Below are 21024 nucleotides of genomic sequence, written 5' to 3'. Positions count from 1 at the left end.
CGCCGGCCCGGCGCCGGTGAGTCAGCCCGGCGGGGACGGCCCTTTTTCAGGAGCAGCATGACCATCCGCATAGCGATAAACGGCTTTGGCCGCATCGGCCGCAGCGTATTGCGCGCACTGTACGAATCGGGACGACGGGCGGAAATCTCCGTGGTGGCGATCAACGAGCTGGCGAACGCCGAGGGCATGGCCCATCTGCTGAAGTACGATTCCAGCCACGGTCGCTTCGCCTGGGATGTGCGGCAAGAGTGCGACACGCTGAGCGTCGGAGACGACGCGATTCGCCTGTTGCATCAGCCGGCGGTGGAGCAGTTGCCCTGGGGCGAGCTGGGCGTCGACGTGGTGCTGGATTGCAGCGGCGTGTACGGCAGCCGCGCGGATGGCGAAGCCCATCTGGCGGCGGGGGCGAAGAAAGTGCTGTTCGCCCATCCGGGCGGCAACGATCTGGACGCCACCATCGTGTTCGGCGTCAACCATCAGACGCTGCTGGCGGAACATCGCATCGTGTCCAACGCCTCGTGCACCACCAACTGCATTATTCCGGTGATCAAGCTGCTGGACGACGCCTACAGCATCGAATCCGGCACCGTGACCACCATTCACTCGGCGATGAACGATCAGCCGGTGATCGACGCGTATCACGCGGATTTGCGGCGCACCCGCGCGGCGAGCCAGTCGATCATTCCGGTCGACACCAAGCTGGCCGCGGGCATCACCCGTATCTTCCCGCAGTTTTGCGATCGCTTCGAGGCTATCTCGGTGCGCGTGCCGACCATCAACGTGACGGCTATCGATCTTAGCGTCAGCGTGAGCGCCGCGGTGAAGGTGGCAGAGGTCAACCAGCTGTTGCAAAAGGCCGCACGGGAATCATTTCGTGGTATAGTTGACTACACGGAATTACCATTGGTCTCGATCGATTTTAACCATGACCCGCACAGCGCTATCGTCGACGGTACGCAGACCCGGGTCAGCGGGCAGCACCTGATAAAGACCTTGGTCTGGTGCGACAATGAATGGGGCTTTGCCAATCGGATGTTGGATACCACACGGGCAATGGCCGCCAGCGGTTTCTAGTACGGCGGCGCCGGCGTGACAGGCGCGCTGCTCAGGCAATTTTATAGAGATTCAATAAAGAGGGTTCACCATGTCTGTAATTAAGATGACCGATCTGGATCTGGCGGGTAAACGCGTACTGATCCGCTCCGATCTGAACGTGCCGGTAAAAGACGGTAAAGTGACTTCCGACGCGCGTATCCGCGCTTCCCTGCCGACTATCGAAGCTGCGCTGAAGCAAGGCGCCCGCGTGATGGTGACCTCCCACCTGGGTCGTCCTACCGAAGGCGAGTACAACGAAGAATTCTCCCTGCTGCCTGTGGTCAACTACCTGAAAGATCACCTGAAATCCCCAGTGCGTCTGGCGAAGGATTATCTGGATGGCGTCGACGCCGCTGAAGGCGAACTGGTGGTGCTGGAAAACGTCCGTTTCAACAAGGGCGAGAAGAAAGACGACGAAACCCTGTCCAAGAAATACGCGGCGCTGTGCGACGTGTACGTGATGGACGCGTTCGGCACCGCGCACCGCGCGCAGGCTTCCACCCACGGCGTGGGCAAGTTCGCGCCTGTCGCCTGTGCCGGCCCGCTGCTGTCCGCCGAGCTGGAAGCGCTGGGCAAGGCCCTGGGCAACCCGGCCCGTCCGATGGTCGCCATCGTGGGCGGTTCTAAAGTGTCCACCAAACTGACCGTGCTGGATTCCCTGTCCAAAATCGCCGATCAGCTGATCGTCGGCGGCGGCATCGCCAACACCTTCGTGGCGGCGCAGGGCAACAATGTGGGCCAGTCCCTGTACGAACCTGACCTGATCCCGAACGCGCAGAAACTGCTGGAAACCTGCGACATCCCGGTTCCGACCGACGTGCGCGTCGCGACCGAGTTCTCCGAAACTGCGACCGCGACCGTGAAGCAGGCCAACGAGATCCAGGACAACGAGCAAATTCTGGATATGGGCGACGTCTCTGCCGAGCGTCTGGCCGTTATCCTGAAGAACGCCAAGACCATTCTGTGGAATGGCCCGGTTGGCGTATTCGAGTTCCCTAACTTCCGTAAGGGCACCGAAATTGTCGCCCGCGCGATCGCCGATAGCGACGCTTTCTCTATCGCTGGCGGCGGCGACACTCTGGCAGCCATCGATCTGTTCGGTATCGCTGACAAAATTTCCTACATCTCCACCGGCGGTGGCGCATTCCTGGAATTCGTTGAAGGGAAACCGCTGCCTGCAGTCGTGATGCTGGAAGAGCGCGCTAAGCAGTAATTCAGACAACGGGAGGCGAAAGCCGCCCGTTTGTTTTATACCGCGCGGCTAATGCTGCGCGGCGTGAAAACATCGATTTACATCCATCTACGGCCGACGAAACAGGACAAAGTAACATGTCTAAAATTTTTGATTTCGTAAAACCGGGTGTCATCACGGGTGATGACGTTCAGAAAGTCTTCGCAGTTGCTAAAGAGAACAACTTTGCGCTGCCAGCGGTAAACTGCGTGGGTACCGACTCCATCAACGCAGTGCTGGAAGCCGCGGCTAAAGTGCGCGCGCCGGTCATCGTTCAGTTCTCCAACGGCGGCGCCGCGTTCATCGCCGGCAAAGGCGTGAAGACCGATGTGCCTCAGGGCGCAGCGATTCTGGGCGCCATCTCTGGCGCACACCACGTTCACCAGATGGCTGAACACTACGGTGTGCCGGTGATCCTGCACACCGACCACTGCGCGAAGAAACTGCTGCCATGGCTGGACGGCCTGCTGGACGCCGGCGAGAAGCACTTCGCCGCTACCGGCAAACCGCTGTTCTCTTCCCACATGATCGATCTGTCTGAAGAATCTCTGGAAGAAAACATCGAGATCTGCAGCGCCTACCTGAAGCGCATGGCCAAAATCGGCATGACGCTGGAAATCGAACTGGGCTGCACCGGCGGTGAAGAAGATGGCGTGGACAACAGTCATATGGACGCATCCGCTCTGTACACCCAGCCGGAAGACGTGGCTTACGCGTACGAAAAACTGAACGCCATCAGCCCGCGCTTCACCATCGCTGCCTCCTTCGGTAACGTACACGGCGTGTACAAGCCAGGCAACGTCAAGCTGACCCCGACCATCCTGCGTGATTCTCAGGACTACGTGTCCAAGAAATTCAACCTGCCGCACAACAGCCTGAACTTCGTGTTCCACGGCGGTTCCGGTTCTACCGACGCAGAGATCAAAGAGTCTGTGGGTTACGGCGTGATCAAGATGAACATCGACACCGACACCCAATGGGCGACCTGGGACGGCATCCTGCAGTACTACAAAGCGAACGAAGCTTACCTGCAGGGCCAGCTGGGCAACCCGAAAGGCGCCGATCAGCCGAACAAGAAATACTACGATCCACGCGTATGGCTGCGCGCAGCGCAGACCAGCATGGTGACGCGTCTGGAGCAGGCCTTCAAAGATCTGAACGCGGTAGACGTTCTGTAATCTTCGGCACCTGTTGCACGATGCAAAAGGCTCCCTGCGGGGAGCCTTTTTGTTTATGATAAGCCTGATGGCGTTGCCTGGCTTGCCGTTGGAAAAAATAAGGAAAATCAAGCCATTGATTTTCGGCTGATGACCACAAAGGAGGAAAAACCACGTTTTTTCCTCCTTTATTGGTGAGTTAAAGGCTCCCTGCGGGGAGCCTTTTTCGTTTTCAGCCCAGCAGGCCGGCGCCGACGTTGATAGACAGGCCCAGGATCAGCATGTTGAACGCGAAGGAGATCACCGACTGCAGCAGGGTGACCTTCCGCACCTCCGCCGCCCCGACCGCCACATCGGCGGTTTGCGACGCCACCGCAATGGTGAAGGAGAAGTAGGCGAAATCTAGATAGGTCGGCTCGGTGAAGTTGCCGGGAAACAGCAGCGGCAAAGGATCCTGCTGTGCGCCCTGGCGATAAAACTGGTGGGCATAGTGCATGGTGAAGGCGGTCGGCAGCAGCAGCCAGGAGACCACCAGCGTGGCACCGGTCAGCAGCAAATGCAGCGTCTTCAGAGAGCCGGCCACCTGTTTGGCGCTGCTCAGTTCAAACAGGATCGCGAGTAAACTGACCAGGCAACCGAGGCTGACCAGCGTCAGCACCATACTGGCGCTTTCATCCTGCCGCCGGGCGATCTGGCGAATGTGCTGCGGCGTGCTGATCAGCATCAGCCGCCAGAGAAACAGCAGGTAGAGCCAGGCCAGCGTATTCCAGCCGATCATCAGGCGCTGCAGCAGCGAGAGTTGGGCGGGCAGCAGCAGAAAGCACAGCAGCCCTGCGCCGACGGAAAACAGCAGCCTGGGCCGCACTTGCCAATAGTGTTTGAGCGAAGAGCGAATGTGCATGATTAACGGATCCCTTGTCGTGAAATGGCCAATGCGCTGTTCTCAGCATAGAAGAAGCGGCGGGCGGTTTCGGCTATTTTTAACGCTGACGGTTGGCATGAGCCTTTAATGTTGGTTACCCTTAGGCGGTGGTTTCCTACTGGCCGCCGAGGCCAGTGTATTTTTGCGAGTTTCTCCCGTTAGGGACTGAGTTAGGACGACACGAATGAAAGATTTGAATGTAGTAGACGGCATCAACGGTGCCGGCGACTGGTTGGTGAAGAACCAGGATCTGTTGATCCAGTACGCGGTGAATATCGTCGCCGCCATCGTTATCCTGATCATCGGTTCGATCGTGGCCCGCGTGGTCGGTAATGCGCTGAACCGCGTGATGAAGCTGCGCGGCATCGACGCCACGGTGGCAGACTTTCTGTCGGCGATCGTGCGCTACGGCGTGCTGGCGTTCACCTTCATCGCGGTGCTGGGGCGCGTTGGCGTGCAGACCACCTCGGTGATCGCCGTGCTGGGTGCCGCCGGTTTGGCCGTCGGTCTGGCGCTGCAAGGGTCGCTGTCCAACTTCGCCGCCGGCGTGCTGCTGGTGATCTTCCGCCCGCTGCGCGTGGGTGAATATGTCGATCTGGGCGGCGTGGCCGGTACCGTCGATCAGGTGCAGATTTTCTCCACCACCCTGCGTACCGCAGACAACAAAACCATCGTGGTGCCGAACGGTAAAATCATCGCCGGCAACATCATCAACTACTCCCGTGAACCGAACCGCCGCGTGGATATCGTGGTAGGCGTGGCCTACAATGCCGATATCGACGTGGTGAAGAAGGTGCTGGGCGACGTGATCGCCGCCGACAAGCGAATCATGCATGCCAAAGGCGTGACTGTGCGTCTGAACGAGATGGCACCGTCTTCCCTGAACTTCGTCACCCGCTCCTGGACCACCAACGCGGAATACTGGAACGTGTACTTCGATTTGATGGAAAACTTCAAGCGTGCGCTGGATGCCCACAACATCGGCATTCCGTTCCCGCAGATGGACGTGCACCTGTATCGCACCGAAGACGCTTCCGCCAAGGCGGAATAACAGAGAAGGGGGCCTTGGCCCCTTTTTTTATTGCCATTTTCCCCGTATTAGCCAGGCAGCCATTCACTCTGTCTCCGCTGTATCGATATTAGCGCCAAGCCGATATGCGCTTTCGGAAATTGCAGCCTGTGACAAACAGATGCGGGCGTAATAGCGAGAAGCTCAATAAGTCGCGGTAAAAACGACTTTTCGTTGTTACTGTTTCCTCCTCTGATACCATAGCTTCCTTGTGGATTGTCGATAGGAAAAGGATGAAATGAAAAGGGCTGTTATTGCCGCATTATTGAGCGTCTTGATCTCTGGATGCGGGCCAAAAGCATTGTCGCCTGAACAAATACAGCAGGTAGCCGATTTAAAGTCAGAGCTGGTGAGTACGGATGCCGAGATTGAAAACGCAGCTAAACAGCAGGACATGTTAAGCGGCGGCTTGATTAAATCTCTGGTGATGGCGCGACTGGAAATTCTGAAAACGAACAAGGCGCTTATTCAGCAACGAATCAATGCGATCGAGTCTGGAGCAAAGGTTGAGGTTGTCACGAACCAGACCTCGCCAGATCTGAAGCTGGCGGAAAAACTCACCGCTGAATTGGCAACGCTGACTCGGGAAATATCGACCGCTAAACAAGAGGCCGCACAATACGATGGTGGTCTGGTGGGGTCGATAAAAAAGGCAACGATAGCCACTCAAGAGCAAAGTCTGGCGATGTTGCAGCAAAAATTGCTGTCGGCGAAATATGGCCTGGCCGTCCCGACGATAGCCCACCATGCAACATCAACCGCTTCAAAATCCAATCAGCAGGAAGATCCGGTGGCGAAAGACGCGTTGCTTCCGCCTGGCATTGGGCCGTTTGGCCTGCAAATGGGGTTAACGAAACAGAACGTCGAGGACATGACAGGCGTTACCTTAACGGCAATACCGAATAGTCTTAATATTTATACTACGGAGGTCGTCCCCAAAACGTATAACGCCTTTGAAACCTACATTTTGCTCATCTCTCCCAAGGTTGGTTTATGCCGAATTCGCGCGCTTAGCGGTGATATCAATACGGACAGTTATGGGTTGGCGTTAAAGTCCAAGGTGAAGGACATTGCTGAATCATTGACCGCTAATTATGGCAAAGGAAAAGCCACTGATGTGCTGCTGCCGGGGTCGTTATGGAAAGAGCCTGGTGATTGGATGATAGGGCTGCTTAAAAAAGAACGCTATTTCGGTTTTGACTGGGAAGAGAAAAAAGATAAACCGTTCAAGAACGATTTGCAGGGGATTATGCTTGAAGCGACCGCCGTCAATAGTGGGATTGGGAGCGTTTATCTGCAATATGATTTTAAAAATGTCGATGAGTGCATAAAGGAAGCCAATGACAAGGAAAACAGTGCACTATAGCGGCACGCGCTTTTGAAAAATAACCGATAGGTTAAGGGTTTCTCATGAGAGGCCGAGACGCCATCGATGGCGTCTCGGCCTTTTCTTTTCCGCGAGGTCAGGCGCCAGCGGCCGGTTCCGCGAGCGGCGCGCGACGATGCAGGCTGAGGCGATAGAGCAGGAAGATAGCGACCGCGCCCAGCAGCGCCGGCAGCGCTAGCCAGAGGAAGAACACTTCCGCCGATCCGGCGGCGGTCATCATCCAGGCGCCGAGCATCGAGCCGACGATCGAACCGAAGCGGCCATTGGCCATGGCCCAGCTGACGCCGGTCACGCGGGCAGCGGTCGGGTAAAGGGTGGCGGAGACCAGGTTCAGGCCGTTTTGCGCACCGGCCACGCCGAAGCCAATCAGGAACACGACGGCGGCCAGCGTATAGACGTCGCCCATCAGATACCCGGTCGCGCCGATCACCAGCGCAGCGCCCAGGTAGGAGACGGCCAGCACGCGGTAGGGCCCGATCCGATCCATCAGCAGCGCCATCAGGATGGCGCCCAGGGTGCCGCCGAGCGGCACCATCGCCCCGATGCGCGAGGCGTGGGCGATATCGTAACCGGCGTCTTTGAGGATCGTCGGCAGCCAGCTGGTGAGTAGGTAGAACACGAACAGCGAGCAGAAGAACGCCGCCCACAGCAGCAGGGTGCGCACGGCGCGCCCTTCGATAAACAGGTGCGAGATCGGCGACTTGGCCTGTGCCGGGCGTTCGTCATCGACGATGGTGACCCCCGTCCAACGCCGGCCGGTGATACGCTCGACCACCCGGCGCAGCCGATCGGCATGTTTGGCGTTGGCGGCCATAAAGCGTACCGACTCGGGCATCTGCCAGGCCAGCAGCGGCAGCAGCGCCAATGGTGCAATGCCGCCGACCAGCAGCACGCCGCGCCAGCCGAACGCCGGGATGATCTGCCCGGCCAGCAGGCCGCCCAGGGCCAATCCGGCGGTAAAGCCGCTCCAGCTCAGGGTGACCATCAGCATGCGGCGGCGCGCCGGTGAGTACTCCGAGCTGAGGGTAATGCAGGTCGGTATCGCCCCCCCGAGGCCAATGCCGGTGATGAAGCGCAGCAAGGTCAGGGATTCTATCGATTGCGTATAGGCCGAAGCCAGGGTGCAGCCGCCAAACACCAGCACCGCGACGAGCAGCACGCGTTTGCGGCCTATGGCGTCGGCGATCGGCCCGAACAGCAGGCTGCCGATCAGCAGGCCGAACAGCCCCGCGCCGAAGGCGGGAGAAAGCTGCGAGGGTTGCAGGCCCCACTCTTCACGCAGCGCCGGAGCGATATAGCCGATGATGGCGGTATCGAAGCCGTCCAGCAGGGCGATCAGGAAACACAGGGTAAGGATGAGGATTTGATAAGGCGAGATCCTGGCGCGATCGATGATTTCGCTGATGCGAGCGGTATCTGGGCTCATGAGGGTTCCACTGTTATTAAGCTGTTGTGGGCTGGCTGAGGGGCCGTTCAGGCCGCTGTGGCTGGCATCGCGTAGAAACCCGAGTATACACCAGAGGGGGGGGCGTTGCGGGGAGAAGGAGTCGATGATCATCGCCCGCCACAGGAGGCTCCTGCGGCAGGCGCTGGTGAGGTTATTTGGCCTGCAGTTCCCGGCGCACGATCTCAGCGCCCGCACTCAAGGCATTCAGCTTGCCGCTGGCGACCTGACGAGGCAGGGGAGCCATGCCGCAGTTGGTCGACGGGTAGAGTTTGTCGGCATCGACAAACTGTAGCGCTTTGCGCAGCGTAGCGGCCACTTCTTCCGGCGTCTCAACGGTATGATTCGCCACATCAATGGCGCCAACCATCACTTTCTTACCGCGAATCAGTTCAAGCAGATCCATCGGGACGTGCGAGTTATGGCACTCCAGCGAGATAATATCGATAGTAGACGTTTGCAGCTTGGGGAACGCCTCTTCATATTGCCGCCACTCAGAGCCCAGCGTCTTTTTCCAGTCGGTGTTGGCCTTAATGCCGTATCCATAGCAGATATGCACCGCCGTTTCACATTTAAGCCCCTCAACGGCCCTTTCCAGGGCGGCGATGCCCCAGTCATTCACTTCGTCAAAGAACACGTTAAATGCGGGCTCATCAAACTGAATAATGTCGACGCCGGCGGCCTCGAGCTCTTTGGCTTCCTGATTGAGGATCTTGGCGAATTCCCAGGCCAATTTTTCGCGGCTTTTATAGTGGTTGTCATAGAGCGTGTCGATCATGGTCATCGGCCCCGGCAGGGCCCATTTAATCGGCTGCTTGGTCAGCTGGCGTAAAAATTTGGCGTCTTCAACGAATACGGGCTTTTGGCGCGCGACCGCACCCACGACGGTTGGCACGCTCGCCTCATAGCGATTGCGAATTTTAACCACTTCGCGTTTCTCGAAATCGACGCCGCTGAGGTGCTCGATAAACGTCGTGACGAAGTGCTGGCGCGTTTGCTCGCCATCGCTGACGATATCGATGCCGGCCTGTTGTTGTTCAGCCAGCGACAAACGCAGAGCGTCCTGTTTCCCTTCGATTAATTCTTCATTCTGCAATTTCCAGGGCGACCACAGGGTTTCCGGCTGGGCCAGCCAGGAAGGTTTAGGCAAGCTGCCGGCGGTCGAGGTAGGGAGCAATATTTTCATAATAGATGACCTGTATTTAAGTGAATCAAAGCGCGTAGTGAGCAGACCATTGCTCAAGAATGGGCTTGTAGGGCTTGATAAATTGCTCTTCCGTAAATTTCCCCTGCTCAATCGCTAACCGGCTACGCTCTTCGCGATCGTAAACAATCTTGGTTAATGAATGATCCTGGTTATTCAGGCTTGGCTGATAGCATTGCCCTGCCGCCGAGTTGGCATTGTAAATTTCAGGCCGATAGATTTTTTGGAAGGTCTCCATCGTGCTGATGGTGCCGATCAGTTCCAGATCGGTGTAATCGCTCAGCAAATCTCCGGGGAAATAAAACGCCAGGGGCGCAACGCTATTTTTCGGCATGAAGTAGCGCACCTGCAGGCCCATTTTTTTAAAATACCGGTCGGTCAGCGAAGCGCCGTCTTGCCGATACTCGTCGCCCAACACCGGATGTTGATTGCCCGTCCGATGATAGGTGTCTTTGCTGGACACGCTGAGGCAGATCACCGGCGGTTTGCTGAAATTCTCATGGTATGCGTTTGAATTGACGAAGTGCTTAAAGATATTGCCGTGCAAATCGCCGAAATCATCCGGAATGTTGAATTCCGCCGTGTTTTTATTGTGCGCCGGCAGCAAGACGCTAAAGTCGTAATCGCGCACGTAAGACGAGAAGTTATTCCCGACGATGCCCTCAAGACGCTTTTGCGTTTTTTTATCAATGATGTTGGTTTTCAGGATTTCAATCACCGGGAAGCTGGCCCCCTTAACTTCAACGCGCATCTCAACCGAAATGATTTCAAGCTCAACCGAATAGCGGTCGGCCTTGGGGTTATCCCAATGCGCCAACGAATTGAAGCGATTGTTAATCATCACCAGCGTGTTGCGCAGGTTCTCCCGGCGGTTTTCCCCTCTGGCCAAATTGGCGAAGTTGGTGGTGATACGCGTACTTTCAGAAGGGTTATAATCTTCATCGAAAGAACTGCTCTTAATCGTAAAGGCAAAGTCTCTATTCATCGTCTTATAGCATCCTGTTATATGATATGAAGGCTGGATTTATCCATTTCTTTCAATGGGTTGTTTTTCTCTTTTTTTATTCAGCCGATTTCATATTGTCTGTCGTTAATGAGGTCTATTTTTGCCAGAGTCCCGAAGGGAGTGAAAGAGACTTAATTTCATTACTACATGAGCAGTATTCATGATCTGGCGTTCGGGCCGGTTTGCCGCCGTTGCCCTGCGGCGCAAACCGCCAACGTACCGGGTCGGCAACCTGGTGCAGCCTGAAAAATTACGGGTATAATCCCCCCATGACCCCACGGCTTCAGACACGAACATGACAAAACTCACCTTACAAGAGCAGATGCTCAAAGCGGGCTTGGTTACCAGCAAGAAAATGGCCAAAGTCCAAAGAACGGCTAAAAAATCACGCGTTCAGGCCCGTGAGGCCAGAGAGGCGGTGGAAGAGAATAAAAAGGCGCAGCTTGAGCGCGATAAGCAGCTGAGTGAGCAGCAAAAGCAGGCCGCGCTGTCCAAAGAATACAAGGCGCAGGTGAAGCAGCTGATCGAGATGAACCGCATCGTCCTGGCGAAAGGCGATATCGGTTTCAACTTCACCGACGGTAACCTGATCAAGAAAATCCTGGTGGATAAGGCGACGCAGACCCAGCTGATCAATGGCCGTCTCGCCATTGCCCGCTTGGTGGTCGAGAACCGCGAAGAGTGTGAATACGCGATTATCCCTGCGAGCGTCGCCGATAAAATCGCGCAGCGCGATGCGGCCAGCATTGTGCTGCACAGCGCGCTGAGTCAGGAAGAGCAGGATGAAGACGATCCGTACGCCGACTTCAAAGTGCCTGACGATTTGATGTGGTAAGCCTCGTTCAGAACGGCGCGGCGTGACGAGCGGCGATCCGCGCTCCACTGACGGGGTGCACAAAGTCCAGCTCGCTGGCGTGCAGCATCAGCCGCGGCGTCTGTTCGGTACCCGGCAGCAGACGCCCGCCATACAGATCGCAGCCTAAAATAGGGTGGCCCAACTGCCGGCTGTGAATACGCAGCTGGTGGGTGCGCCCAGTCTCTGGGGTGAGCTGCACCCGCGTCAGCGGCAGCGAGATCCCGCCCTCCGCTTCACGATAAAAACGCTCGACGACCCGATAGTGGGAGCGGGCGGGTTTGCCGTGGAGGGCGCAAATCGACATCAGCGGGAACAGCGCCGGATCTTTGGCGATCGCCGCGTCTATGACCCCTTCGTTATCCGCCAGATGGCCGCAGAGCAGCGCGCTGTACACTTTGCTGACGGTGCGCTCGCTGAACTGCCGGCAGAGCGCGGCGTTGGCGGCCTTGTTGCGGGCCACCACCATCAACCCGGACGTGCCGAAATCCAGGCGGTGTACCAGGGCGCAGCCGGGGAAGATCTGTACCAGCCGATGGTGTACCGAATCGAGATTCTGCGGATTCTTGCCCGAGAGGCTGAGCAGCCCGGCCGGCTTATTGATCAGCGCCAGATGATCGTCCTGATAGAGGATCTCTATTTGGTCATGGCATGGCGGGGCGATAAAGGTATCGGTGATCGTAGACATCGGGCGGCCGGCTGGAAGGTGGGTGCGGATGATAGCGAATTTTTCGCCGGTGGGCGAATGCGGTTTTCGCTACACTGCGCCTCATGCCCGTTGCACCCGATACGGCAAAGCATCGGGTGCAACGGCTGGGGCCCCGGCGGCCCTACTGCCCGTAGTAGGCGTTTTGGCCGTGTTTGCGCAGGTAGTGTTTGTCCAACAGCTCGCGCTGCATGCTGTGAATGCCCGGCGTCAGCTGGCGAGAGAAAATGCCCATGTAGGCAATTTCTTCCAGCACCACCGCATTATGCACCGCGTTGTGGGCATCTTTGCCCCAGGCGAAGGGGCCGTGGGCATTGACCAGTACCGCTGGGATAGCGTTGGGATTGATATCGCGCTGGCGGAAGGTTTCGATAATCACGTTGCCGGTTTCCAGTTCGTAATCGTGCTCAATTTCATCTTGGGTCATCAGGCGAGTGCAGGGGATAGCGCCATAAAAATAGTCGGCGTGGGTGGTTCCCCAGGCGGGGATGTCCAGCCCGGCCTGCGCCCAGATGGTGGCGTGGCGGGAATGGGTGTGGACGATGCCGCCGATATCGGCAAATTCGCGGTACAGCGCCAGATGGGTGGCGGTATCCGACGACGGTTTTTTTGCCCCCTCGACGGTGCGGCCGCTGGCCAGATCGACCACCACCATATCCTCCGCCGTCATATGCTCGTATTCAACGCCGGAAGGCTTGATCACCACCAGACCGCGTTCGCGATCCACCGCGCTGACGTTGCCCCAGGTAAAGGTCACCAGCTTATGGCGCGGCAGATCGAGATTGGCCTCCAGCACCTGTTGTTTTAACTGAGTCAGCATGTCATGCCCCCTTGTTGCATTTTCTGTTCGATCCAACGGCGGGCCTGAACGATCTCGGCCACCGGCTCCTCAGCTTTTTCTGTCCACATCTCAATCAGGAATGCGCCGCGGTAATTGAGGCGCTGCAGCGTGCGAAACACCTCGACGAAGTCGACGCAGCCTTCGCCAAACGGCACGTCACGGAATTGCCCCGGCGAAGTGGCGGTGACCGGGTAGGTGTCCTTCAGGTGAATGGCGGCGATGCGATCGATGCCCAGCTCCAGCTCGCGCGGCACGTCATTGCCCCAGGCGCTAAGGTTGCCGACGTCCGGATACACCGTGAACCACGGCGAGGCCAGCAGGGCATCCCAGGCTTTCCATTTACCGATCGAGTTCATAAAGGCGGTGTCCATAATTTCCACCGCCAGCATCACCTGGGCGGCGGCGGCACGGTCTACCGCCCACTGCATGCCTTCGCTAAAGCGCGCCAGCGTCCCCTCGTCCTGCTCTTCGTAATACACGTCGTAGCCGGCCAGCTGGATCGTCCGGATACCGACATCTTTGGCCAGCTGAATGGCCTGTTCCATCACGTCGAAGGCGCGCTGTCGCAGCGCCGGATCGTGGCTGCCAAACGGAAAGCGCCGGTGGCCGGAGAGGCACATCGACGGAATGCGGATGCCGGTTTCCAGCATGGCGTCCACCAGCGCCAGGCGCTGAACCTTGCTCCAGCTCAGGCGCGCCAGACGTTCATCGCTTTCGTCCACCGACATTTCGACGAAGTCGAAGCCACAGGCCTTGGCCAGCGCCAGGCGTTCGGGCCAGCTCAGGTGCTTCGGCAGCGCTTTCTCGTAAATTCCCAACGGGTGCTGACGCATATCATGCTCTCCAGATGTCATCGATGGCGGTGCGGAACTGCCTGGCGGCCGCCGGCGGATCGCCGGCCTCGGCCAGCGCGCGGCCGGCGATAAAGGCGGTGACGGCGATCTCTTTAAACAGCGGCAGGTCGGCGGGCGTGATGCCGCCGGTCACCGACAGCGCGATGCCCAGATCGGACAACGCCTTCATCCGATCCAAATCCTGCCGGCCCCAGGTCTGCCCGCTGGCCTGCGCGTCGCGGCCGCGGTGATAGATCGCCTGGCGGATGCCGAGGCCGCGCCATTGCCGCGCATCCTCCAATGTCCAGCGGCCGAACAGTTCGATCTGGATTTCACCACCGTGACGCTCGGCGACCTCCCGCGCGCTGGCCATGGTGGCCAACGGCGCGGCGCAGATCACGGTCATCCAGTCCGCGCCCTGGCCGAAGGCCTGCTCGGCCAGCGTCGCACCGGCGTCGGCCACCTTGAGATCGGCCACCAGCGTGTGCTGCGGACAGCACTCGCGCAGCGCGCTAACCGCCTGAATGCCGGCGCTGATGCACAAAATGGTACCGGCCTCGATGATGTCCACATGGGGGCTGAGGGTCTCGGCGGTGCGCAGCGCCGTATCCAAACGGGTTTGATCGAGCGCCAGCTGCAGGCGCGGTTTCGTGCTCATGGGGCCTCCTTGTTGGCGGGCTGCAGATGTTGCAATGCAGCAATCAGCGCCTGATAACGTTGGTGTTTGTTGTCGTAAGCTTCGGCAGCGGCCGCGTCTGGCAGCAGCCGCTCGATACGCGGCGCCAGCCGTTGCTGGGCGGCGGTGAAATCGTTGAAGACGCCGCTGCCGACCATGGCCGCCATCGCCGCGCCCAGACAGCCGGTTTCTTCCACCTGCGGCAGCTCAACCGGCAGGCCGCTGACGTCGGCGAACATTTGCATCCAGGGGAGGGATTTGGCGGGGCCGCCGGTCACGCGCAGCGCCTGCGCCTCAGGGAAACGCCGGCGCATGCGGTTAAGGTGCGTCATGTGGCAGAACACCACGCCTTCGTAGATCGCCTGCACCAGGTGCTCGCGCTGGTGGAAGGCCTGCAGACCGTAGAAGCTGGCGCTCAGCCCCAGGCCGGCGTTGGAGCCATACAGGAAAGGGGCGAACAGCAGATCGCCGGCGGCTTTCGGCAGGGCGGCGACCCAGCGGTTAAGCTGGTCGTAGTCCTGCAGCCCCCATTGGTGACAGAACCATTCCAGGTTGGCGGCGGAAGTGGGGCTGGCTTCGTGCACGATGTATTGGCCGTTTTCGGCGTGGCGGCCATAGACAAAGGGATGATCGAAACCCTCGACGATGGCGTCGGTGATGCCGCTGGTGACCGACCAGGTCCCCATCACCGCATTGAGTCGGGTTTCGTCCTGCAGGCCGGCGCACAGCGCGGTGGACACCACGTCGAACAACCCGCCGACCACCGGGGTGCCGGTTTGCAGGCCGGTGATGGCCGCGGCGTTTGCCGCGACTCGCCCGGCGATCTCGGCCGAACCGACAATCGTCGGCAGGGCGGGCATGATGTCGCCGATACCCAGTAGCTGCGCCAGCGCCGGGTCATAGCGTCCGCTGCGCATCTGATACAGGTTGGATTCGGAGATATTGGTTTCTTCGCAGGCCAGCTCGCCGGTCAGGCAATAGCGCAGGTAGTCGTGCGCCATCAGCACGCTGCCGATGCGGGCGTAACGTTCCGGCTGATGCCGCTTCAGCCAGCGCAGCAGCGAGACCGGGTGCCCGGTCCACAGCGTTTGGCGCGTTTGCGGATACAGCGCCTGCGGCACGCCCTGCCGTTGCCATTCCTGCACCAGCGCCAGCGCGCGCTGATCGGAAGAGAGCATGGCGTTGCCCAGCGGCTGCCCCTGCTTATCTAGCAAAAACGCCCCCTTACCCTGCGCCGAGATGCCGATAGCCTGGATGGCGCCGGCGGCGACGCCGCTGGCGGACAGCACTTCACGGATCACGTCGGCGGCGGTGCGCCACAGCGACGCCATATCGCGCTCGGCCCAGCCGGGCTGCGGCGCGACGATCGCCAGATTGCGCCGCGCAACGCCGTGTTCATGGCCCCTGCGGTCGTATAAACCCGCCTTGATGAAGGTGCCGCCGCAGTCGAGCCCCAGCCAATATTCCATCATTCGCTCCTCGCGCTGTGGTCGCATTTATTGGGCAACATCAACGCCAGCACGGAGGCGATCGCCAACGAGGCCGCCAGGCTGTAGACGCCGACATCCTTGCTGAACAGGCTGATCAGGACGCCGACCATATACGGGCCGCAAAAGCCGCCGAGGTTGCCCAGCGCATTGATCACGCCGCGCGCGCCGCCGGCCACTTCAGCGTTGAACAATTTGGGCGGGATGGTCCAGAACACCCCGGCCGCCGCCTGAATAAACACGCCGCAGCCGACCAGCGCAGCGTAAGACCACCAGACGTGATCCTTCAGCAGCACCGACAGCGCCATGCAGGTGGCAAAGCAGGCCAACGGCAGGGCGACGAAGACTTTGCGCTTGCCGGTGCGATCGGAGAGGGTGGAGATGATCAGCATGCCGAAGATGGCGCCGATATAGGGCAAGATAGCCAGCAGGCCCACTTGCTCCATATCGCCGTGGGTCAGCCCTTTCAAAATGGTCGGCAGCCACAGGGTGTAGCCGTAGATACCGGTCTGGTAGAAGAAATTCACCAGGATCAGCTGCCACATGATCCGGTCGCCCAGTACCCGGCGCAGCGAGGCGTTGCGCACCGTTTTTCCTTTGATCAGCAGCTGTTCGTCGTGCAGGGTCTTCACCAGATACTCTTTTTCCGCCTGCGAGATCCATTTGGCCTCTTGGGGCCGGTTGCTGATGGTGAAATACCACAGCGCCATGACTACCAGCGACAGAGCGCCCTCCACCAGGAACAGCATGCGCCAGTCCCAGGCGGTGATGATCCAACCCGACAGCGGGGCGGTGAGAATGCCGGCGATCGGTACGAACATGATGACGATGGCGTTGGCGCGGCCGCGCTCCTTATCCGGGAACCAGTTGCTGATCATGGTCAGCACCACCGGCAGCATGCCGCCTTCGGAAACGCCGAGGGCGAAGCGCAGGAACAGCAGCTGGTACTGGTTGGTGACCAGGCCGGTCAGTACCGAGATCACCGCCCAGGCCAACAGTGACCAGCCGATGAATTTCTTGCCGTTGCCGTATACCGCCAGCTTGCCGCCGGGCACCTGCAGAAACAGGTAACCGATGAAGAAGATGCCGCCGGCCAGCCCGGCCATCGAGGCGGTGATGCCGAGTTCGTCATCCATGCCACCGGGCATGGCGAAGGCGATGTTGACCCGGTCCATGTAAGAAATGATGCAGGTAATGAGGATCGGCGGCACGATCCTCAGCCAGCGGAGCTTGGGTATCGCCTGGCTTTGGCTGACGGAAACGGAGGCTGTATTCATAAGGACCTCTTTCGATGTTCGCTTTTTGTAGGGTCGGGCGTTATTGTTTTGCTTGATTTGGGCGCAAGGGCGCCCGCACAGGCCTCATGGACCGGTGTTGTTATCGTTACGGGTGTTGCGTCTATCAGGCGCTAAACGACGCCAGCGGTATCTTCACCACCACCTTGCGTATCGCGCAGGGGCGTTGGTTAATGCAGGCCGGGCGATGCACGTCCTGCGGAAAAAATACCGCGAAGTTGCCGGGCCGCATCGTGAGCCAGGATTCGTCGGTCACGTCCTGATAAAACAGGATGTCGCGCTGTGCCAGCAGCTCCTGATGAATGACGTTGTCGCCGTTGTCCGCCGCTACGCCGATAAGCTCGGTACCGCTGACCAGAAACTGCACGTCGACGTTTTGCCGGTGTACTTCCGGGCGCAGCGCATCCGGCGGTTGGGTATGCAGATCCAGCACTTGCACCACGTAGCCGGTGGCGGGATCTTCATAGCGCCCTGCGGGCAAGACGCTGAAATCGGTGCGCTGCAGATAGGCGACGGCGTTGGCGACCGGCGCCGGGTACTGCTCGGGCGCGGTGTTGGCGATGTGGCCGAATATCATGATGATCCTCCCGTTACAGCGCCTGAATGCGCGCCCAAACCCGCTCGTCGACCGGAATGCCGTCGCGCAGGTTTTCTTCCAGAATGCGCGGGAACTTGTGGCCCGGCAGGCGAATGGCGACGTCGGGGTTGTCCCGCTCGGCGCTGGTGACGTAATCCATGATGCGCTGCAGTTTTTGATCGCGGCTGTCGCCGTCGATCAACCGGTCTATCTCAATCGCGATGAACACCTGCGAGACGCCGTATTCGTCGCGGTGATCTTCCGTCACTTCCGCCACCGAGGCGCCGCCGGATAGCAGGGTGGCGATCATGTCCAGCACGATCGACAGCGCCGATCCTTTCCAATACCCCATCGGCAAAATGCGCCGATTCTCTTCGATGGTGGCCGGATCGCGGGTCAGGTGGCCGTCGTTGTCGAAGCCGCCGTCCACCGGCAGGGTTTTGCCCGCCAGCCGGTTCAGCTCCAGCGCGCCGTAGGAAAACATCGACATCGACATGTCCACCATGGTGATCGGGTTGCCGGGCACGGCGACGATCAGCGGGTTGGTGCCGATACGGCACGTTTTGGCGCCCCACGGCGGCATCACGGCGATCGAGTTGGTCCAGCAAATGCCGATATAGCCTTTCTGCGCCGCCTGCCAGCCGTAGCCGCCGCCGCGCATCCAGTGGTTGGCGTTGCGCAGCGCCACCAGGCCGATGCCATGATCGTCGGCTAACTGCATGGCGCGATCCATCATGCGGCGGGCGGTAAGGTTGCCGATGCCCTGGTGCGCATCCCATTGCTCGATCGCCCCCAGAGACAACAGTTTGCTGGGTTCGGCGTCCGGCACGATATCACCGGCGTCCAGTTGCTGAATAAAGCGCGGAAAGCGGTTAACGCCGTGGGAATAAACGCCGCTGGCGGTGGTGTCGGCGAACATGCCGGCGCAGTCATCGGCGGTGTGCTCCGCCACGCCGCGCGCCAGCAGCACGCGTTTGAATTGGTGTTTTAACTCGCTGTAACTCACTCTCATGCCGGTTCTCCACCTGTGCGAATCGCCTGTTTTTGGTTCGCTAAATTTCAATATGCGAAATTGCATTTCAAATAAATGCTATCCCGGCGATTCAGGGAAGTCAAAGCAAGGGGAAGTAAAATTATTCATTAAAAACATGACGTTAAAATTGAGTGGTGATTTTGTGATCGTCGCCACATTTTGGTGGAGATGGCGTGCTTCAGACGTAACAAAGCAGGGCGGATCGAAACCCACCCTGCGTCTTGCGAGACCCCGGCTAACCGCGGGTGTTCAGCACCATGCGGTAGAGTGAGGTGGTGGCGGTGATATAGAGTTCATCGCCGTTCGGGCCGCCGAAGGTACAATTGGAGACGCGTTCCGGCACGCTGATTTTGTCGATCTGTCGCCCCTGTGGATCAAAGACCAGCACGCCGTCGGCACAGCTGCAAAACAGATTGCCGGCCCGATCGACACAGAAGCCGTCCGGGAAACCGGGCTCCACCGTTGCAAAACGGCGGCCGGCTTCCAGCTCGCGGCCGTTGACCGCATAGACGCGCAGCTCGCGGCGGCCCTGCGTCGGAAAATCCACGATCGACATGTCCGCAACGTACAGCCATTTTTCATCCGGTGAAAACGCCAGGCCGTTCGGGCGCTGCAGGTCGCAGGCGGCGATAGTCAGCGAACCGTCGCGTGGATCGAAGCTGTAGATATAGCAGCCGATTACCTGGCTTTCCGATTTGTAACCCTCTTCGTCGCCGATGATGCCGTAGGGCGGATCGGTGAACCACAGGGTGCCGTCGGAACGCACCGCCACGTCGTTCGGCGAGTTAAAGCGCTTGCCGTCGACGCGATCGATCAACAGGCGCACCTCGCCATCGCTTTCGGTGCGGCTGATGCCGCGCCGCCCGTGTTCACAGCTGACCACGCGCCCTTCGCCGTCGCGCGCATTGCCGTTGGCGTAGTGCGACGGCGAGCGGTATAGGGTCAGCTCACCCCGGCGCGACCAGCGGAACATGCGATTGCCTTTCACGTCGCTGAACACCACCGCATCCTCCTGCGGCAGCCAGACCGGCCCCTCTGCCCAGATCGCCGGCGAACACAGGCGCTCGAGCCGGGCGTGCGTGCGCAATGAATTGCCGTTCACTTCACGCCCCAGATCGCTTTGTAATGGCCCTGATAATCGTTTTGCGGGTCATACAGGTTATTGGCGCCGCCGTCGGCGGCGATATTGTCGCGGGTCACCAGATGCGCTGGGGTGACGTAGCCGGAAGGCGGCTGCTTGGCGAAGGCGCGGTTGAATTCGTCCAGCAGTTGCCAACCGTGCAGCTTCAAGGGTTCCGGTACCGTCGCCGACTGGCTGTCGCCCGAGCGGATACGCTGATAAGCGGAGATCGAACCGTCGCCGGCCGATACGTTGTAAGGTGCGTTCTTGCCGCCTTTGCCGGCGGTTTTCAGCGCCGGCGCCATAAAGTCGAAGTACAGATCGTTGATCGCCAGCGCATATTGGAATTTGTCGCCGTACTTCTGCAGCAGGCTGAAGGTCATCGCCGGCATGCGGTTGGCGGTATCGGCCAGCGGCGTGTCGATGAATTCCAGCAGCGTACAGCCGCTGCATTTGGCGATCTCGTCTTTCATGACGTTGGCCTTGTCCAGCGCGATTTGATACAGCGAGTCGGTGAAGATCAGCACGCTCGCCTTGCCGCCGGACTGCACCACCGCGTATTGCGCGGCGATGCGCGCCACTTCGTTGGAGTCCGACGTGACGTTATAGAACACGTTGTATTTGGCGATGGGGCCCGGTTCCGGCACCGCGTGCCAGGCGGTCAGCACGATGCCCTGCTGCACGGCCTTTTTCAGCGGGATCTTGGCGACGTTAGGGTTCCAGCCGCCGATCACGATGCCGTCCGGTTTTTGGGCGATGGCCTGATTGAGCGATGCCAGCTGATCTTTCACCGAGCCGCCGCCGTCGAGCGTTTCCAGCTTCCAGCCGGCGGCTTTCGCCGCTTCGCTCAACCCCTGTTGCACCCCTTGTACGCCGCCGTTCTTCATGTCGGAGGCGATAAAAATGATCTTCTTGTTGGCCTGCAGCTGCGGGCCGCTGGTGGGGCCGTCCCACTGGGTGGCGCTGGCGGTGGCCTTCGCGACGGCGGCGGTGGCCTGATCGAGATAGGCGTCGGCCCAGGCCGGCGATGCGGCGAGCAAGAATGTGGTGAACCCCGGTAACAGCCAAATGCGTTTCATGGTGTGCTC

Annotated in this window: 20 protein-coding genes; 6 read left to right on the top strand and 14 right to left on the bottom strand. The window is 59.4% G+C overall.

Annotated elements, in window-relative coordinates:
- Window positions 1-57 precede the first annotated feature (57 nt).
- The 3 genes from epd (at window position 58) to fbaA (ending at window position 3504) form a co-directional block, all read left to right on the top strand.
- The gene (epd, locus tag WCL58_RS23460; protein ID WP_004931582.1) at window positions 58-1074 is read left to right on the top strand and encodes an erythrose-4-phosphate dehydrogenase; all 1017 of its coding nucleotides are present in this window, start codon (window positions 58-60) and stop codon (window positions 1072-1074) included.
- Window positions 1075-1144: 70 nt separating this feature from the next.
- Window positions 1145-2308 (top strand): phosphoglycerate kinase, encoded by a 1164-nt coding sequence (gene pgk, locus WCL58_RS23455; RefSeq protein WP_336851666.1) that lies wholly within the window; start codon window positions 1145-1147, stop codon window positions 2306-2308.
- A gap of 116 nt (window positions 2309-2424) precedes the next feature.
- Window positions 2425-3504, top strand: a complete 1080-nt coding sequence (fbaA, locus tag WCL58_RS23450; RefSeq protein ID WP_025304179.1) for a class II fructose-bisphosphate aldolase — start codon at window positions 2425-2427, stop codon at window positions 3502-3504.
- Window positions 3505-3715: 211 nt separating this feature from the next.
- On the opposite strand, the gene WCL58_RS23445 is transcribed toward fbaA, so the two are convergent.
- Window positions 3716-4384 carry a DUF1345 domain-containing protein gene (locus WCL58_RS23445; RefSeq protein WP_336851665.1) on the bottom strand — a complete coding sequence of 223 codons (669 nt, stop codon included), beginning with the start codon at window positions 4382-4384 and terminating at the stop codon, window positions 3716-3718.
- Window positions 4385-4589: 205 nt separating this feature from the next.
- Between WCL58_RS23445 and mscS the strand changes: the two genes are divergently transcribed.
- Both mscS and WCL58_RS23435 read left to right on the top strand, forming a co-directional pair.
- Window positions 4590-5456: a small-conductance mechanosensitive channel MscS gene (mscS, locus tag WCL58_RS23440; RefSeq protein WP_015378992.1), complete on the top strand. Its 867-nt coding sequence runs from the start codon at window positions 4590-4592 to the stop codon at window positions 5454-5456.
- A 256-nt stretch (window positions 5457-5712) separates the two neighbouring features.
- On the top strand, window positions 5713-6840 hold the full coding sequence (locus WCL58_RS23435) for a hypothetical protein (RefSeq protein ID WP_102985214.1): 1128 nt from the start codon (window positions 5713-5715) through the stop codon (window positions 6838-6840).
- 97 nt (window positions 6841-6937) lie between these two features.
- Here the strand turns inward: WCL58_RS23435 and WCL58_RS23430 are convergent, their stop codons facing one another.
- From WCL58_RS23430 to WCL58_RS23420, 3 genes are all read right to left on the bottom strand, one after another.
- The gene (locus tag WCL58_RS23430; RefSeq protein WP_084827179.1) at window positions 6938-8287 is read right to left on the bottom strand and encodes an MFS transporter; all 1350 of its coding nucleotides are present in this window, start codon (window positions 8285-8287) and stop codon (window positions 6938-6940) included.
- A gap of 172 nt (window positions 8288-8459) precedes the next feature.
- Complete coding sequence (locus WCL58_RS23425) at window positions 8460-9491, bottom strand: methionine synthase (RefSeq protein ID WP_336851664.1); 1032 nt, start codon at window positions 9489-9491, stop codon at window positions 8460-8462.
- Between the two features lie 25 nt (window positions 9492-9516).
- Window positions 9517-10494, bottom strand: a complete 978-nt coding sequence (locus WCL58_RS23420; RefSeq protein WP_141960210.1) for a DUF1852 domain-containing protein — start codon at window positions 10492-10494, stop codon at window positions 9517-9519.
- Window positions 10495-10810: 316 nt separating this feature from the next.
- Here WCL58_RS23420 and WCL58_RS23415 point away from each other — a divergent pair, with 316 nt between their 5' ends.
- Complete coding sequence (locus WCL58_RS23415; protein WP_025160208.1) at window positions 10811-11350, top strand: DUF2058 domain-containing protein; 540 nt, start codon at window positions 10811-10813, stop codon at window positions 11348-11350.
- 7 nt (window positions 11351-11357) lie between these two features.
- On the opposite strand, the gene WCL58_RS23410 is transcribed toward WCL58_RS23415, so the two are convergent.
- The 10 genes from WCL58_RS23410 to WCL58_RS23365 all read right to left on the bottom strand — a co-directional run bounded on the left by WCL58_RS23410 (window position 11358) and on the right by WCL58_RS23365 (window position 21015).
- A complete protein-coding gene (locus WCL58_RS23410) occupies window positions 11358-12056 on the bottom strand; it encodes an RluA family pseudouridine synthase (RefSeq protein WP_336851663.1) in 699 nt (232 codons plus the stop codon).
- A gap of 142 nt (window positions 12057-12198) precedes the next feature.
- Window positions 12199-12894, bottom strand: a complete 696-nt coding sequence (araD, locus tag WCL58_RS23405; protein WP_025304171.1) for an L-ribulose-5-phosphate 4-epimerase — start codon at window positions 12892-12894, stop codon at window positions 12199-12201.
- Window positions 12888-13748, bottom strand: a complete 861-nt coding sequence (locus tag WCL58_RS23400; RefSeq protein ID WP_336851662.1) for an L-ribulose-5-phosphate 3-epimerase — start codon at window positions 13746-13748, stop codon at window positions 12888-12890. The genes araD and WCL58_RS23400 overlap by 7 nt, the downstream gene beginning before the upstream one ends.
- A gap of 1 nt (window position 13749) precedes the next feature.
- Entirely contained in the window at window positions 13750-14406 is a 657-nt protein-coding gene (ulaD, locus tag WCL58_RS23395; protein ID WP_336851661.1) for a 3-keto-L-gulonate-6-phosphate decarboxylase UlaD, read from the bottom strand.
- On the bottom strand, window positions 14403-15893 hold the full coding sequence (locus WCL58_RS23390) for an FGGY-family carbohydrate kinase (RefSeq protein WP_315985213.1): 1491 nt from the start codon (window positions 15891-15893) through the stop codon (window positions 14403-14405). The genes ulaD and WCL58_RS23390 overlap by 4 nt, the downstream gene beginning before the upstream one ends.
- A complete protein-coding gene (locus tag WCL58_RS23385) occupies window positions 15893-17188 on the bottom strand; it encodes an MFS transporter (RefSeq protein ID WP_064290725.1) in 1296 nt (431 codons plus the stop codon). The genes WCL58_RS23390 and WCL58_RS23385 overlap by 1 nt, the downstream gene beginning before the upstream one ends.
- 124 nt (window positions 17189-17312) lie before the next feature.
- A complete protein-coding gene (locus WCL58_RS23380) occupies window positions 17313-17783 on the bottom strand; it encodes a YhcH/YjgK/YiaL family protein (RefSeq protein ID WP_060422785.1) in 471 nt (156 codons plus the stop codon).
- Window positions 17784-17796: 13 nt separating this feature from the next.
- On the bottom strand, window positions 17797-18795 hold the full coding sequence (yiaK, locus tag WCL58_RS23375) for a 3-dehydro-L-gulonate 2-dehydrogenase (protein WP_336851660.1): 999 nt from the start codon (window positions 18793-18795) through the stop codon (window positions 17797-17799).
- A 256-nt stretch (window positions 18796-19051) separates the two neighbouring features.
- Window positions 19052-19918, bottom strand: a complete 867-nt coding sequence (locus WCL58_RS23370) for an SMP-30/gluconolactonase/LRE family protein (protein ID WP_336851659.1) — start codon at window positions 19916-19918, stop codon at window positions 19052-19054.
- On the bottom strand, window positions 19915-21015 hold the full coding sequence (locus tag WCL58_RS23365) for an ABC transporter substrate-binding protein (RefSeq protein WP_060422797.1): 1101 nt from the start codon (window positions 21013-21015) through the stop codon (window positions 19915-19917). The genes WCL58_RS23370 and WCL58_RS23365 overlap by 4 nt, the downstream gene beginning before the upstream one ends.
- Window positions 21016-21024 lie beyond the last annotated feature (9 nt).

Origin of the sequence: Serratia sp. TMDUHS_CL (genome assembly GCF_037137105.1) — a bacterium.
Classification (GTDB): domain Bacteria; phylum Pseudomonadota; class Gammaproteobacteria; order Enterobacterales; family Enterobacteriaceae; genus Serratia; species Serratia nevei.
Note: the sequence above shows the minus strand (reverse complement) of the source record. Positions and strands in the feature narration are given on the sequence as shown.

Coding starts and splice junctions, on each gene's coding strand:
- ulaD (WP_336851661.1), bottom strand. CDS start 14,406: ATGAGCACGAAACCGCGCCTGCAGCTGGCGCTCGATCAAACCCGTTTG.
- yiaK (WP_336851660.1), bottom strand. CDS start 18,795: ATGAGAGTGAGTTACAGCGAGTTAAAACACCAATTCAAACGCGTGCTG.
- WCL58_RS23410 (WP_336851663.1), bottom strand. CDS start 12,056: ATGTCTACGATCACCGATACCTTTATCGCCCCGCCATGCCATGACCAA.
- WCL58_RS23420 (WP_141960210.1), bottom strand. CDS start 10,494: ATGAATAGAGACTTTGCCTTTACGATTAAGAGCAGTTCTTTCGATGAA.
- WCL58_RS23430 (WP_084827179.1), bottom strand. CDS start 8,287: ATGAGCCCAGATACCGCTCGCATCAGCGAAATCATCGATCGCGCCAGG.
- WCL58_RS23425 (WP_336851664.1), bottom strand. CDS start 9,491: ATGAAAATATTGCTCCCTACCTCGACCGCCGGCAGCTTGCCTAAACCT.
- WCL58_RS23390 (WP_315985213.1), bottom strand. CDS start 15,893: ATGGAATATTGGCTGGGGCTCGACTGCGGCGGCACCTTCATCAAGGCG.
- epd (WP_004931582.1), top strand. CDS start 58: ATGACCATCCGCATAGCGATAAACGGCTTTGGCCGCATCGGCCGCAGC.
- WCL58_RS23380 (WP_060422785.1), bottom strand. CDS start 17,783: ATGATATTCGGCCACATCGCCAACACCGCGCCCGAGCAGTACCCGGCG.
- WCL58_RS23435 (WP_102985214.1), top strand. CDS start 5,713: ATGAAAAGGGCTGTTATTGCCGCATTATTGAGCGTCTTGATCTCTGGA.
- araD (WP_025304171.1), bottom strand. CDS start 12,894: ATGCTGACTCAGTTAAAACAACAGGTGCTGGAGGCCAATCTCGATCTG.
- fbaA (WP_025304179.1), top strand. CDS start 2,425: ATGTCTAAAATTTTTGATTTCGTAAAACCGGGTGTCATCACGGGTGAT.
- WCL58_RS23445 (WP_336851665.1), bottom strand. CDS start 4,384: ATGCACATTCGCTCTTCGCTCAAACACTATTGGCAAGTGCGGCCCAGG.
- WCL58_RS23385 (WP_064290725.1), bottom strand. CDS start 17,188: ATGAATACAGCCTCCGTTTCCGTCAGCCAAAGCCAGGCGATACCCAAG.
- mscS (WP_015378992.1), top strand. CDS start 4,590: ATGAAAGATTTGAATGTAGTAGACGGCATCAACGGTGCCGGCGACTGG.
- WCL58_RS23365 (WP_060422797.1), bottom strand. CDS start 21,015: ATGAAACGCATTTGGCTGTTACCGGGGTTCACCACATTCTTGCTCGCC.
- pgk (WP_336851666.1), top strand. CDS start 1,145: ATGTCTGTAATTAAGATGACCGATCTGGATCTGGCGGGTAAACGCGTA.
- WCL58_RS23400 (WP_336851662.1), bottom strand. CDS start 13,748: ATGCGTCAGCACCCGTTGGGAATTTACGAGAAAGCGCTGCCGAAGCAC.
- WCL58_RS23415 (WP_025160208.1), top strand. CDS start 10,811: ATGACAAAACTCACCTTACAAGAGCAGATGCTCAAAGCGGGCTTGGTT.